Source organism: Sulfitobacter sp. TMED3 (assembly GCF_002167505.1).
GTDB lineage: Bacteria > Pseudomonadota > Alphaproteobacteria > Rhodobacterales > Rhodobacteraceae > Sulfitobacter > Sulfitobacter pontiacus.
Map to the genome: position 1 here is coordinate 91,207 of NZ_NHBI01000017.1, position 13,307 is coordinate 104,513.

Below are 13,307 nucleotides of genomic sequence, written 5' to 3' on the forward strand. Positions count from 1 at the left end.
ATGCATAACGAAGAAACGCATGTTCAGGACCGTACCGTCTACGTCAAGATGATNGCCGTGTCCGACCTTCCCCTCGAAGTGCGCGAGCAGGCGGAAGGGCTAAAACAGCTATACGCCGTGCANGACGCCGAAGGGCAGCAGCTGGCGCTGGTCGGTGACCGCAAGCTCGCCTTTAGCCTCGCGCGCGATCATGACTATGCGCCTGTGATGGTGCATTAAGTCNNAANATNNAAAATTAAACNAAAAGGGTCGCTGTGTTGCGGCCCTTTTTTTGTGCACGNCNTCCAACANCNCGCANGAAAAAGGCCAGCCTATGAAGGCTGNCCTTTCTGTNTTCGACTTGNCGAAAGGGTTACCCCTTNATCAGNCCCATGCTTTCCAGCTTGAGCAGCACCTGATGGGCGCAGTTGTCGACGTCGACATTCTCTGTCTCGACGCGCAGTTCGGGGGTTTCGGGAACGTCATAGGGGTCTGAGATCCCTGTGAATTCCTTGATCTTGCCCTCACGCGCCAACTTGTACAGACCCTTGCGGTCGCGGCGTTCGCATTCCTCGATGGAGGTGGCGACGTGGACCTCGACGAAGGCACCAAAGCTTTCCACGTCTTCACGCACGGCGCGGCGGGTGGTGGCGTAAGGCGCGATCGGCGCGCAGATGGCGATGCCGCCGTTCTTGGTGATCTCGGACGCGACATAGCCGATGCGGCGGATGTTCAGATCGCGNTGCTCTTTGCTNAAGCCCAATTCCGACGACAGGTTCTTGCGGACGATATCGCCATCCAGCAGCGTGACNGGACGGCCGCCCATCTCCATCAGTTTGACCATCAAAGCATTGGCNATNGTCGATTTCCCCGAGCCGGAGAANCCGGTGAAGAATACCGTAAAGCCCTGCTTGTTGCGCGGCGGCTTGGTGCGGCGCAGCTCTTCAACCACCTCGGGGAAGGAGAACCATTCGGGAATTTCCAGCCCTTCCTGCAGACGGCGGCGCAACTCGGTGCCCGAGATGTTGAGGATGGTGATGTCATCCTTGTCTTCGATCTCGTCAATCGCCTCGTATTGTGCGCGCTCGGCGACCCAAACCATATGTTTGAAGTCGACCATTTCGATGCCCATTTCTTCCTCATGGGCGCGGAACAGATCCTGCGCGTCATAGGGGCCATAGAAATCCTCACCCGCAGAGTTCTTGCCGGGGCCGGCGTGATCACGGCCGACGATGAAATGGGTGCAGCCGTGGTTTTTGCGGATCAGACCGTGCCACACCGCCTCGCGGGGGCCGGCCATACGCATGGCGAGGTTCAGCAGGCTCATCGCGGTGGTGGCGGCGGGGTATTTGTTCAGCACGGCCTCGTAGCAGCGCACGCGGGTAAAGTGGTCCACATCGCCGGGCTTGGTCAGGCCGACAACGGGGTGGATCAACAGGTTCGCCTGCGCTTCACGCGCGGCGCGGAAGGTCAGTTCCTGGTGCGCGCGGTGCAGCGGGTTGCGGGTCTGGAAGGCCACAACCTTGCGCCAGCCCATCTTGCGGAAATAGGCACGCAGCTCGTTCGGCGTGTCGCGTCGCGCCTTGAAATCATAGTGAACGGGCTGCTGGATGCCGGTTACAGGGCCGCCCAGATAGACGTTGCCCGCGGTGTTGTGCAGATAGTTCACCGCCGGATGCGCGCTGTCATCCGCGCCAAAGACTTTCTCTGCCTCGCGGGCCTTGTTCGGGACCCAACGGTCGGTGACGGTCATGACCGCCAAAATCACGCCTTCCTGATCGCGCAGCGCAATGTCCTGCCCGATCTCGAGCCCTTCGGCAAACTTCTCGGACACATCAAGGTTGATCGGCATCGGCCACAGCGACCCATCCGCCAGACGCATGTTTTCGACAACACCGTCATAGTCTTTTTCGGTCAAGAAACCCTTAAGAGGGTTGAAGCCACCGTTCATCAGCAGCTCTAGATCGCAGATCTGGCGCGGCGTCAGGTCATGGCTGACCAGATCGCCAGCTTCCACCTTCAGCTTCTGCGCCGAGTCGTAAGAGACGTAGAGTTCAGGGATCGGAGCAAGGTTGGGCGTTTGCATGGGCGTCTCGCAATATTTTAGGTTCAAATTCGGATATTCGGGCTGATAGACCGCACCGATTGGGCTAGGCAACCTTTGTAGCCGCTTTGCGGCGAATTACGGACAGCGACGTGTTTTTTGCTGGGAAAAGGCAATCTTATCCCAGCAAATGCCATCCTAGGCGAACGTTATGCGTCGTCTTTTACCTCGGCTCCATAGCCAAGCGGCAGAGATGTGTCTTTGCCTTCGTCATCGCCAACTTCTGCAAGGAATCGTTCAGCCTCTAGCGCGGCCATGCAGCCCATACCGGCGCTGGTCACGGCCTGACGGTATTTGTGGTCGGTCAGGTCGCCCGCCGCGAATACACCGGGGACAGAGGTTTCGGTGCTGTCCGGCTTGGTGACAACATAGCCGCCCATATGCGTTTCCAGCGTATCCTTGACCAATTCATTCGCGGGCGCGTGGCCGATGGCGACGAAGACACCTTTGCACGGAATATCGGTGATCTCGCCGGTTTCGACGTGCTTGACCTTGACGCCTTCGACACCCAGCGGCGCATCGGTGCCATAAACTTCATCCAGTTGATGGAACCAAAGCGGTTCGATCTTTGGATTTTTCATCAGCCGGTCGATCAGGATCTTCTCGGCGCGCAGCTCGTCCCGGCGGTGGATCAAGGTGACCTTGGAGGCGAAGTTGGTCAGGAACAGCGCTTCTTCCACGGCGGTGTTGCCACCCCCGATGACCACGATTTCCTGATTGCGATAGAAGAAGCCGTCGCAGGTGGCACAGGCCGAAACGCCGAAGCCTTTGAACTTCTCTTCGGTCTCAAGCCCCAGCCATTTTGCCCGTGCGCCTGTTGCAAGGATCACGGCGTCGGCCACATAGGTCGTGCCGCTGTCGCCCTTGGCGTGGAAGGGGCGGCTGGACAGGTCCAGATCGGTGATGATGTCGCCGATGATCTCGGTTCCCATCGCCTTGGCGTGGTCCTGCATGCGGATCATCAGATCGGGGCCCTGGACCTCGCTATCGCCGGGCCAGTTTTCAACCTCGGTCGTAGTGGTCAACTGCCCGCCCGGTTCGATGCCTTGTACAAGGATCGGGTTCAGCATCGCGCGGCTGGCATAGACGCCGGCAGTATATCCGGCAGGGCCGGAGCCGATGATCAAAAGCTTGGTTTCGCGAGTTTCGGCCATGATAAGGAACCCCAGAATGTATCATTTGTTGCGTTCCAACCGATATAGACGCCCCTCGGGTTGCCTTAAACCCCAAGTTTGCATATCCGCCCTGCAAAGATCGCCGTCATCGAAAATGCGGTTGATTTTTGCTTGAATTCAGAACATTGCGCACCGGCGAAAGATTATTGCGTCCAACGATGTTGGTGCTATAACAATTGAAAATCCTATGGGGGTATTATGGCAGGGACGCGGCTTGATCCGATTGATCGGAAAATTTTAGCCGAATTGCAGGCGGACGGGCGCATGACCAACGTTGAGTTGGCCAAACGTGTAGGCATCTCTGCACCGCCGTGCCTGCGCCGGGTCCGGACCCTTGAGGAAAGCGGATATATCCGCGGCTACCACGCGAATGTTAACGCGCGTGAGCTGGGGTTCGAGGTGCAGGTCTTCGCNATGGTCGGTCTGGCCAGCCAGGCTGAATCCGACCTCACCGCCTTTGAAGAGAAGTGCCGCAACTGGCCGCTGGTCCGCGAATGTCACATGCTCAACGGCGAGGTGGATTTCCTGCTGAAATGCGTCGCCCCCGATCTGTCGAGCTTCCAGAGCTTTCTGACCGGACAATTGCTGACGACGCCCAATGTGGAAAGCGTCAAAACCAGCCTTGTGATCCGCCCGGCCAAAGACGAACCGGGCGTGCCNTTTGATGTGCTGGAAAGCCGTCTGAAAAGCGACCCCTAAGGGCTATTNCGCAGCGTAGATCGGGTCTGACCGTTCTGACGCNCGGGGGTGNCACAGNGGGCCAAAATCTTTGGCACCACTGATATGCGGAAACATTGATAAAAACGCGTCACGTTGATGCAGCGGCAGGGCTGCGATTGTCGACGGGCCGGGGTGAAATGTCTCCATCTCCAGACCGCTGACGCTGATCGCGGCATGACGGGCAAGACCCAAGTGATACAGCCGNACCGGCGTCGGAGGCTGAATTTCGATTATATTCACCCCGTCCACCAGATNTNGCATCAGGGTAAAGACCTTGCGCGTCTGCTCTGCGCCGCGAAGATTTTGTGGCGTATGCAGGATGCGCGCAGCNGGGCCGAAGGTCAGGAAACCAGAGGGGCGCGCCAGCCCCAGACTGTCCGCCATGACCCGTACAAGCGGCGTGCGATGGCCGATATCCGCAGGGACGAACTTGCTNGATCCAACCCAAAGAAGCGGAGTGTGCAGCCCGTCGGCCTGTACGATCCGGTCACCGGGACAAAGGTCTTCGACCGGGATTTCCCCTTGGGTCGTGCGGATCAACGTGCCATGGGCGAANGCGGAAAACGGTTCTTCGAACAACGGTGTGGCNGGGGCGTAGCCTTCGGTCACAAAGACNGAGCCGTCCTGACGCAGCACCGCAATCTCATACGCGCGGGTGCGTCCGNTGGATCGGGCNCGCGCTTCCCGCAGAACCGAACGCGAGGCTGCTGATTGCGCCGTATGTGTAGGGGAGGGGNNNAAATCNGGGGCAGTATGCAATGTCATAACGTGACCTTTATATGGTCGATCCCACGTGCCTAGCCCCCGCTGAAACACCTGCGATCCGGATTAATCCGCGCGAGAGAGGCCCGCGCGCATAGAATGTTTGTGATCGGTCTCAAACCATCTGTGCGGACANGCACCCGCCCGTCGCGCGCAGGGNCACCGGCTGGCCCGAGAACCCCNGGGCCATAAGCCGACCCTCTTCAGGCGGCTTTTTGCTGNGACGTCAGGGCAGCGCGTTTCGCGATAAANGCGGCGCGGCGTGTGCCACGGGACCAAGGCAGGTTCACGCCTTCCTTGTTGGAAGCGTCGATAACCGATTTGATGAAGCGTGCGTTGGTTTTCATGCTCTGTATCCTATTGTCTATGGGCNATGCCCTTTCGTCGAGGATCACTATGCAAATGCTTTCGGGCACCGATNGGGCATTTCNCGAAAAAATACAGATAATTCGAGCAGACCTCGGCGCGGTTTGTGGCACGCGCTCAAAAGCGCGNAACACCCTTGAATTTATGACCTGTGGTAGAAAATGCGCCGCCATTCAAACAGNCTGCTGGCCNGCTATGGGGCGAAATNTGGGCAGGTGCCTGTCGCATTGCTGCCTAAATTCACGCTGCTACAGCACAATCGCAGCGATCAGCCGGCCATAGTCAGCCTCTTTCGCGTGGGTGCTGCGACGGTAGCTATAGAAACGATCCNCATCGCTATAGGTGCAGTGGCGCGTCCATTCCGCATGGCCCACACCNGCCGCGCGCAGGCGGTTCAGGCCAAAGCCCGCAAGATCGAACTGCATCCGGTCATCGGNNCCATTTGCGAAATAGCGGGCGAATGTCGGATCNTCTGCNAGNAAGGCNTCGATGAACTCTGGCCCGACCTCATAGGCGCGCTGGCTGATGCAGGGGCCGATCACTGCTGTGATATTGTCGCGCGTGGCCCCAAGGTCTTCCATCGCCTCGACCGTGGCCGTCAGCACCCCGTCAAGCGCGCCGCGCCAACCGGCATGCGCCGCCCCGATCACGCCGGCTTCGGCGTCGTGAAACAACACAGGCTGGCAATCGGCGGTCAGGATCGACAAGGCCAGCCCCGGTGTCGCGGTGACCAGCGCATCGGCGCGGGGTTTCTCGTTCAGGGGGGCATCGACGCTAATGACGGTGGCGGAATGGATTTGGTGCACGCCAACCAGATGGTCCGGGGCCACGTCCATTGCATCGGCGACACGGGCACGATTGATCTCTACGACCTCGCGCTGGTCCGAGCTGCCAACCCCGCAATTCAGCCCAGCAAACACGCCAGAGGAAGCACCGCCGCGGCGCGTAAAGAACCCGTGGCGCACGTCGCCAAGACTATCGGAGGTGAGTATTTCCAGCGTCATGGTTCCAATCCTGGGGGCGGGCTGTGGTGCGGAGGATAAATCCCCATCACTTTAAACAAACTTCCCATTTCTGACGGATGCGTCAAGCGTCTATGTGCGGCGACATGGGCGTTCAGCGCGTCCTCGGTCATGCCCTTGGCAAGGGTCTGTGCGCGTTGAGTGATCCCGAGGCGTTCAAGAAAGACGCCCTGCGGGGTGATGCGAGTGTGGCTGGCCGGTGCGGCTGCGAGGGCAAGCTTTTCAAAATCGACGTGTGCTGTCAAATCGGCTTGGCCGGGGGCGGCCAGCGGATCGGCTTTTTCATGCCCCTGCAGCGCCTGCAAGGTATCGCCCAGACTGTGCCAGTCGCCATAATCCACGATCAGCGCGGCACCGCCGTGGGTCGCGATCCGTTCCGACACGGGGTGGAGGATCGGCGCAAGCTGGGTGCAATCCTCGACCAGATCGCCGGGCGTGGTATCGGCCAGCCGGTCGGCCAGCGCGGGTTGCGGCAGTTCGGGCCCCAGCCCAAAGCTCAACGCGCCGTCCGCCAGCCCAACCTGCCGTTCGCGCCACGATGTTTCACCACGGACGAACTGGCGGATCGGCAGCGCGTCGAAAAATTCATTCGCCACCAGAAAAAGCGGCTGGTCGGGCAGCGCGTCGGTCCCGTCGGCCCAGATCACCTGATGCTCCGCAAGCGTCTTGGCCTGCACATCGCGCAGCGTCGGGGACGCCTCTACCAGCGTAATTTGCGCCGCCTCGATAAAGCCGGGCACGTTGCGGGTCGCGCGCAGGATATCGGCCATCAGGGTGCCGCGGCCGGGGCCAAGCTCGGCCAAGGTGAAGGCCGAGGGCGCGTCTTGGGCGAGCCAGCTTTGCGCGAGACACAGGCCCAACAGCTCTCCGAACATCTGGCTGATCTCGGGGGCAGTGGTGAAATCGCCTTGGGTGCCAAAGGGGTCACGCGTGGTATAATAGCCCTGCGTCGGGTGCAGCAGGCAGGTGGCCATATATTCATCGATCCGCATCGGCCCGTTGGACGCGATGCGGCTGTGTAGAATGTCGCGTAGTGTGGTCATGCCTTGCGCGTCGCCCGCAAGATCAGGAACACCCCGATGGCAATCATCGGCAGGCTCAGCAGTTGGCCCATGGTCAGCCCCCAGCCGTTTACATGCCACGCCAGCCCCAGTGGGTTGTTGGCGCTGACAAATTGCGCATCAGGTTGGCGTACAAATTCGACGATGAAACGCGCGGCCCCGTAGCCGGCCAGAAAGACGCCGCCGATCAGCCCCTCCGATTTCAGCCCGCCGCGCCGCCATGCCAGATAGATCAGCAGGGCCCCAAGGATCAGCCCCTCAAGCAGCGCCTCNTATAGCTGCGAGGGNTGCCGTGCACAGATCGTCGCAATGTCCGGGCAGTCCTGTGCGGCCACCGTNGGAAAGGCCACGCCCCAGGGCAGATCGGTNGGGCGGCCCCAAAGCTCTGCATTGATGAANTTCGCCAGACGCCCCAGAAACAGGCCGGGTGCCAGCCCCAGACAGACGACATCNCCGGTAGAGATCGTGCTGATGCCGTGACGTTTGGTATAGGCGATGCCCGCAAAGATCACCCCAAGCGCGCCGCCGTGGAACGACATGCCACCCTCCCAGATCCGCAGGATCTGCGCNGGATTGCTGAGGTAATAGCCCGGTTGATAGAACAGTACATATCCCAGACGCCCGCCCAGAATGACGCCGAGAATGACCCAGAAAAGCAGATCCTCGACCTGCTGTTTGGTCATGACGGGGGTATTGCCCGCCCAAAGCCGGGGCCGCTCAACCGCGCGCACAACGATGCGCCAGCCAACGAGGATGCCGACGATATAGGCCAGCGCATACCAGCGCAGGGCGACGGTCATGCCAAATAACGTGAACGAGAAAATCTCGGGCGATAGGTCGGGGAAGGGGAGCATTNCATTCATGCGCTGATTGAGCCTGACCGTAAACGGAAGTCAACCTTGCGAGAACCCGCTTTGCACACCATATAGTGAGCAACAGCCGATCAGGAGAGAATGACCATGCAAACGCGCAACAAGATNTTCGACGACATCTCGCAGATGATGACCAATGCCATGGGCGTGGCCCAAGGGGCCAAGACCGAAGCAGAGACCGCGATGAAGGGAATGCTGGACCGTTGGCTGGCAGACCGTGATTTTGTGACACGCGAAGAATTCGACGCGGTGCGCGCCATGGCGCAAAAAGCCCGCGAAGAGAATGAAGCGCTGAAGGCGCGGCTTGATGCGATGGACAGCAAGGGCTGATCGCCGCGCACATCCGCGACCTACGTTGAACGATGTGATCCGCACCCGCCTTTTGGCGGGTGTGTTCGTTTTTGGGGTGGNNCCTTCGCNTCTAATGCTGTCTGNCGGGGTCAGTGCTCTATAGATTGGGGGTTATGCTGCTTTTATCCACAAGATACTGAGGTTATCCCCTATCTTTCGTGGTTACCCCCAGAAAAAGACTTGCCTCAGGGCCGCGTTGCGCGCACCATATTTGGTNTAGGTCGCTAATGAGCTTCGGCGATTTATGGTAGATGCACCCATGTATTGATGTGCCTGCGCATATGAATACCCGGATCCAAAGAGGTGACCACATGGCCCTGACAGAGCAGTATCTTGAAGAAGACATTCACCCCATCGACATCGTAGAAAATCTNGCGGCGTATCACGACTGGGACTTCGACCGTATNTCGGACGAACANATCGCGATGGCCGTCGAAGGGCAGTGGCGGACCTATTCCATCACCCTCGCGTGGTCGCCCTTTGACGAAACCCTGCGCCTTGTCTGCACCTTCGAGATGGATCCGCCCGCGGAAAAACTGCCGGTGCTCTATCACTTGCTCAACGATGTGAACGATCAATGCTGGACCGGTGCCTTCACCTATTGGCCGGAACANAAGCTGATGGTTTATCGCTATGGGCTGGTTCTTGCCNGGGGGCAGGATGCTTCTGCGCAGCAGATTGATACCATGATCAACGCCGCNGTGAGCANNGCAGAGCGGTATTATCCCGCGGTGCAACTGGCGGTTTGGGGCGACCAGACGCCCCGACAAGCCCTTCAGGTTGCCATTGCAGAGGCGTACGGCCACGCATAGGTGTATCCCCGAATGTTAATTTAGGGGTACAGATATGAAAGATACGCGCATCGCCAAAGACGGTTTGGTTCTACTGGGCTGTGGCAAGATGGGATCCGCGATGCTGGCGGGCTGGCTGGCACGCGGGCTTCCGACATCTTCGGTATATGTCATCGATCCGAAACCCTCTGANTGGTTGAAAGAGCAGGGCGTGCAGTTGAACGTCGATCTGCCCAAGGAGCCCGCTGTGGTTCTTGTGGCGGTGAAGCCGCAGATGATGGGTGACGCGCTGCCCACGTTGCNGGCCATGGGCAACGGCAAGACGGTGTTTGTCAGCGTCGCCGCCGGCACCACCATCGCGACGTTTGAGAAAACGCTGGGGGNACAGACGCCGATCGTGCGCGCCATGCCCAACACACCCGCCGCCATCAGCCAAGGNATCACCGCCATCGTCGGCAACGCCCACGTCGACGCCAAGGGTATGGATGAAGCCGAAGAGCTGCTGTCGGCCGTGGGCGACGTTGTCCGGTTGGAGGAAGAATCCCAGATCGACGCGGTCACAGGGGTCAGCGGCTCGGGTCCGGCNTATGTTTTCCACATGATCGAAACCATGGCCGCGGGCGGGATCGCGCAGGGGCTCAGCCCCGAGCTGGCGCTAAAGCTCGCCACGGCGACGGTGGCAGGGGCCGGGGCGCTGGCNAAATCCGCNGACGAAGGNCCGGACCAGCTGCGCNTCAACGTGACCAGCCCCAACGGCACCACACAGGCCGCGCTGGACGTGCTGATGAACGAGCAAGACGGCTTTCCGGTCCTGCTCAAACGCGCTGTGGCGGCGGCCGCCGATCGTTCGCGNGAGCTTTCGAATGGCTGAGATCAGCTTTGACGACTTCATGAAAGTCGACATCAGGGTCGGGACGGTCACCCGTGCNGAACCCTTCCCCGAGGCGCGCAAGCCCGCGATCAAGATGTGGATCGACTTTGGTCCCGATATCGGNGAGCGTAAAACCTCGGCNCAGGTGACGGNGCATTACACGCCCGAGACGCTGATCGGCACGCAGGTGATGGGGGTGGTCAACTTCCCGCCGCGTCAGATCGGGCCGTTCATGTCCGAAGTTCTGGTGCTTGGGGTNCCGGACGAGGACGGGGCGATNGTGCTGATGCGCCCCACGCAACCCACCCCGAACGGAGGACGTCTGCATTGACGAAACTACTGATCGCCCGCCCTGCGCCCCCCGAAGTGCACGAGGCCCTGGAAGGCTTTGACGTGACCTATCGCGAGGACAGCGCGCCCTTGTCCGANGACGAGATGCAGGACGCCCTGCGCGACTATGACGGGGTGCTGGCCACCTTGGGCGACCGCTTTACCGCGGATGTCTTNGGCAAGGTCGGCATGCCACGGTGCAAGATGCTCGCCAATTTCGGGGTNGGCTATAACCACATCGATGTCGNNGCGGCAAAGGCGGCGGGGCTTCAGGTCTCTAACACGCCCGGTGCCGTGACTGATGCCACCGCTGATATCGCCATGACGCTGATGCTAATGGCCGCACGGCGTGCGGGAGAAGGCGAACGGCTGGTGCGGTCAGGTCAATGGTCCGGATGGGAGCCTTCGCAGCTTTTGGGCATGCATCTGACGGGCAAGACTGTCGGGATCGTCGGGATGGGTCGGATCGGCCAAGCCGTCGCGCGGCGCTGTCACTACGGCTTTTCGATGGATGTGAAATACTTTAGCCGCAGCGCGAAAAGCGTCGCCTATCCGGCGGAACATATCAGTGATCTCAAACGGTTGGTTGCCGCTGTTGATGTGGTTGTTATCGCCGTGCCGGGCGGGGACGACACGCAGCATCTGATCAACGCGGATGTGCTGGCGGCGATGCAGCCCCATGCCTTCCTGATCAACATCGCGCGCGGCAATATCGTCGAGGAAACCGCCCTGATCGAGGCCCTGCAAGCGGGCACCATCGGCGGCGCAGGGCTGGATGTGTATGAGTTCGAGCCAGAGGTGCCGCAAGCCCTGCGGGATCTGGATAACGTGGTGCTATTACCGCATCTAGGCACGTCCTCCCGGGAGGTGCGTGTGGATATGTGGATGATGGCGGTTGAGAATTTGAAAGCTGGCGTCGCGGGCGAAACGCCCCCGAACCTCGTTTAACGACCCACAGCCTCGCGCCAATGTCGGCGGCATAATGAGATATAGGTCTCGTTGCCGCCGATCTGCACCTGCGCCCCTTCGCGGATCGCTTTGCCTTCGGCATCCTGCCGCACCACCATCGTCGCTTTCTTGCCGCAGTGGCAGATCGTGCGCACCTCGCGCATTTCATCGGCAAGGGCGAGCAGCGTTGCAGACCCGGGGAAGAGCAGGCCCCGGAAGTCCACGCGCAACCCATAGCACATGATAGGCACCCGCAGGTCATCCACCGCACGGGCCAATTGCCAGACCTGATCAGGGCTGAGAAACTGCGCCTCGTCGATGAAGATGCAGGCGCAAGGGCCTTCAGCCAAACGCTTTTCGATCTTCGCCAAAAGGTCTTCGTCCGTCTCGAAGGTGTCGGCCTCGTGCCCGATCCCGATACGCGATGCGATCCGCCCGTGTCCGGCGCGGTGGTCGAATTTCGCGGTCATCAGATAGGGGACCATGCCGCGTTCGACATAGTTATGAGCCGCCTGCAGAAGCACGGTCGATTTGCCCGCGTTCATGGTCGAATAATGAAAGTAAAGCTTTGCCATGGCCCTCTTTAGCGTCAGGCGACCTTGGCGTTCAAGGTGGGGGGAGGGCAGCGGGGGCGCGTCTGTCGCAGACCGCGCCCCACATGTCACAGGTGTTGAGGTGGCTCTGTGCCGCCGGGCTTAGCCGTGGCGCTGCACCAGCACAGACCCCACGGAATATCCGGCCCCGAAAGAACAGATCAGCCCGGTGTCCCCATCGGTCAGATCGTCGGAGTATTTTGAGAACGCGATGATCGACCCGGCAGAGGAGGTGTTGGCGTAGTCTTGCAGGATATTGGGCTGCTCGCCCGCTTCGGGCGCGCGACCCAGCACTTTGCGACCGATGAAGTCATTCATCGATTTATTCGCCTGATGCAGCCACAGACGCTTTAGATCAGCGGCCTCAACGCCTTCGTCAGCCATGTGGCCCGCGATGTGTTCGGCAACCATCGGCAGCACTTCCTTGAACACCTTGCGCCCGTTCTGCATGAACTGCATGTCGCGGCGGTCTGCTACGCCATCGGGGCGGGACCGGCGCAAAAAGCCATTGTTGTTGCGGATGTTGTTCGAGAACTCGGTCGCGCAACGGGTCGATTTGATCTCGAAATAGGCACCGGCTGCGTCTTCGGCGCGTTCGATCAGCACGGCGGTGGCCACGTCCCCAAAGATAAAGTGGCAGTCACGGTCACGCCATTCCAGATGGGCCGAGCATATCTCGGGGCAGACCACCAGCGCCGAGCGGATCGAGCCGGAGCGGATCATATCCGCCGCCGCTTGGATGCCGAAGGTCGCGGACGAACAGGCGACGTTCATATCGAAGGCAAAGCCGTTGATATCCAGCAACTGCTGGATTTCGATCGCCACCGCCGGATAGGCGCGTTCAAGGTTCGACGCCGCGCAGATGACGGCATCAACATCAGCCGCGGTTTTCCCCGCCGCCTGCAACGCCTTTTGCGCCGCATCCAGCGCCATCTCGGCCATCAGACCGGGTTCGTCGTCGGACCGTTGGCGCAGCAGGGGGTGCATCACCTTGGGATCCAGAATGCCCGTCTTATCCATGACATAGCGCTGTTCGATTCCCGACGCCTTGACGATGAACTCCTCTGACGAGTGTTCCTTGGCGGGCAACTCTCCGGCGTCGATCTCGGCGGCGTGTTCGGCATTGTACAGATCGGCATAGGCGTTGAACGCCTTGACCAGCTCGGCGTTGGTGATGACCTGTTCCGGCGTAAAGATGCCGCTACCAGTAATGGCGGGGGTGTACATGGGGAAACCTTTTTCAGCGTTGTCCGAGTAGGCCAAGAAACGGCTGCGGGGTCAAGTCCAGCGGGGGCTGGCATGCAAGGGCGACGGACAATGAGAGGGGGAGGAAAGGGGAAAGACCTGCGCCACGCATCAAAG

15 protein-coding genes are annotated in these 13,307 nt (G+C 60.3%); 7 read left to right on the forward strand and 8 right to left on the reverse strand.

The features are described 5' to 3' along the window. A complete protein-coding gene (locus tag CBB63_RS05305) occupies positions 1–219 on the forward strand; it encodes a DUF1150 family protein (protein ID WP_286698410.1) in 219 nt (72 codons plus the stop codon). Between the two features lie 133 nt (positions 220–352). Here the strand turns inward: CBB63_RS05305 and CBB63_RS05310 are convergent, their stop codons facing one another. Further along, positions 353–2,065 carry a bifunctional sulfate adenylyltransferase/adenylylsulfate kinase gene (locus tag CBB63_RS05310; protein WP_286698411.1) on the reverse strand — a complete coding sequence of 571 codons (1,713 nt, stop codon included), beginning with the start codon at positions 2,063–2,065 and terminating at the stop codon, positions 353–355. A gap of 167 nt (positions 2,066–2,232) precedes the next feature. Further along, the gene (gene trxB / locus CBB63_RS05315; RefSeq protein ID WP_005849520.1) at positions 2,233–3,237 is read right to left on the reverse strand and encodes a thioredoxin-disulfide reductase; all 1,005 of its coding nucleotides are present in this window, start codon (positions 3,235–3,237) and stop codon (positions 2,233–2,235) included. A 219-nt stretch (positions 3,238–3,456) separates the two neighbouring features. On the opposite strand from trxB, the gene CBB63_RS05320 reads away from it, so the two are divergent. Next, positions 3,457–3,957, forward strand: a complete 501-nt coding sequence (locus CBB63_RS05320; protein WP_009825183.1) for an Lrp/AsnC family transcriptional regulator — start codon at positions 3,457–3,459, stop codon at positions 3,955–3,957. Positions 3,958–3,960: 3 nt separating this feature from the next. Here the strand turns inward: CBB63_RS05320 and CBB63_RS05325 are convergent, their stop codons facing one another. The 4 genes from CBB63_RS05325 to lgt form a co-directional block, all read right to left on the reverse strand. Then, positions 3,961–4,743, reverse strand: coding sequence for a Hint domain-containing protein (locus CBB63_RS05325; RefSeq protein ID WP_502695862.1), 783 nt, complete (start codon positions 4,741–4,743; stop codon positions 3,961–3,963). A 611-nt stretch (positions 4,744–5,354) separates the two neighbouring features. Then, positions 5,355–6,110: a peptidoglycan editing factor PgeF gene (pgeF, locus tag CBB63_RS05335; protein ID WP_286698413.1), complete on the reverse strand. Its 756-nt coding sequence runs from the start codon at positions 6,108–6,110 to the stop codon at positions 5,355–5,357. Further along, on the reverse strand, positions 6,107–7,171 hold the full coding sequence (locus CBB63_RS05340) for a class I SAM-dependent methyltransferase (RefSeq protein WP_286698414.1): 1,065 nt from the start codon (positions 7,169–7,171) through the stop codon (positions 6,107–6,109). Before CBB63_RS05340 ends, pgeF begins: the two co-directional genes overlap by 4 nt. Then, the gene (gene lgt / locus CBB63_RS05345) at positions 7,168–8,052 is read right to left on the reverse strand and encodes a prolipoprotein diacylglyceryl transferase (RefSeq protein ID WP_286698415.1); all 885 of its coding nucleotides are present in this window, start codon (positions 8,050–8,052) and stop codon (positions 7,168–7,170) included. Before lgt ends, CBB63_RS05340 begins: the two co-directional genes overlap by 4 nt. 96 nt (positions 8,053–8,148) lie before the next feature. Here lgt and CBB63_RS05350 point away from each other — a divergent pair, with 96 nt between their 5' ends. From CBB63_RS05350 to CBB63_RS05370, 5 genes are all read left to right on the forward strand, one after another. Continuing rightward, positions 8,149–8,391 carry an accessory factor UbiK family protein gene (locus CBB63_RS05350; RefSeq protein ID WP_286698416.1) on the forward strand — a complete coding sequence of 81 codons (243 nt, stop codon included), beginning with the start codon at positions 8,149–8,151 and terminating at the stop codon, positions 8,389–8,391. 332 nt (positions 8,392–8,723) lie between these two features. Further along, a complete protein-coding gene (locus CBB63_RS05355; protein ID WP_286698417.1) occupies positions 8,724–9,224 on the forward strand; it encodes a type III secretion system chaperone family protein in 501 nt (166 codons plus the stop codon). A gap of 34 nt (positions 9,225–9,258) precedes the next feature. After that, positions 9,259–10,074 (forward strand): pyrroline-5-carboxylate reductase, encoded by an 816-nt coding sequence (gene proC, locus CBB63_RS05360; RefSeq protein WP_286698418.1) that lies wholly within the window; start codon positions 9,259–9,261, stop codon positions 10,072–10,074. Beyond that, positions 10,067–10,405, forward strand: coding sequence for a tRNA-binding protein (locus CBB63_RS05365; protein ID WP_286698419.1), 339 nt, complete (start codon positions 10,067–10,069; stop codon positions 10,403–10,405). Before proC ends, CBB63_RS05365 begins: the two co-directional genes overlap by 8 nt. Beyond that, positions 10,402–11,352, forward strand: coding sequence for a 2-hydroxyacid dehydrogenase (locus CBB63_RS05370; RefSeq protein ID WP_286698420.1), 951 nt, complete (start codon positions 10,402–10,404; stop codon positions 11,350–11,352). The genes CBB63_RS05365 and CBB63_RS05370 overlap by 4 nt, the downstream gene beginning before the upstream one ends. Here the strand turns inward: CBB63_RS05370 and CBB63_RS05375 are convergent. Both CBB63_RS05375 and CBB63_RS05380 read right to left on the reverse strand, forming a co-directional pair. Next, on the reverse strand, positions 11,349–11,927 hold the full coding sequence (locus tag CBB63_RS05375; RefSeq protein ID WP_005849498.1) for a thymidine kinase: 579 nt from the start codon (positions 11,925–11,927) through the stop codon (positions 11,349–11,351). The two genes, CBB63_RS05370 and CBB63_RS05375, sit on opposite strands and share 4 nt — an antisense overlap. A 120-nt stretch (positions 11,928–12,047) precedes the next feature. After that, complete coding sequence (locus tag CBB63_RS05380) at positions 12,048–13,172, reverse strand: beta-ketoacyl-ACP synthase III (protein ID WP_037966144.1); 1,125 nt, start codon at positions 13,170–13,172, stop codon at positions 12,048–12,050. Positions 13,173–13,307 lie beyond the last annotated feature (135 nt).

What these genes read in the sequence shown, in the direction of transcription:
- trxB (WP_005849520.1), bottom strand. Translation starts at nt 3,237, where the DNA reads ATGGCCGAAACTCGCGAAACCAAGCTTTTGATCATCGGCTCCGGCCCT.
- CBB63_RS05340 (WP_286698414.1), bottom strand. Translation starts at nt 7,171, where the DNA reads ATGACCACACTACGCGACATTCTACACAGCCGCATCGCGTCCAACGGG.
- CBB63_RS05375 (WP_005849498.1), bottom strand. Translation starts at nt 11,927, where the DNA reads ATGGCAAAGCTTTACTTTCATTATTCGACCATGAACGCGGGCAAATCG.
- CBB63_RS05380 (WP_037966144.1), bottom strand. Translation starts at nt 13,172, where the DNA reads ATGTACACCCCCGCCATTACTGGTAGCGGCATCTTTACGCCGGAACAG.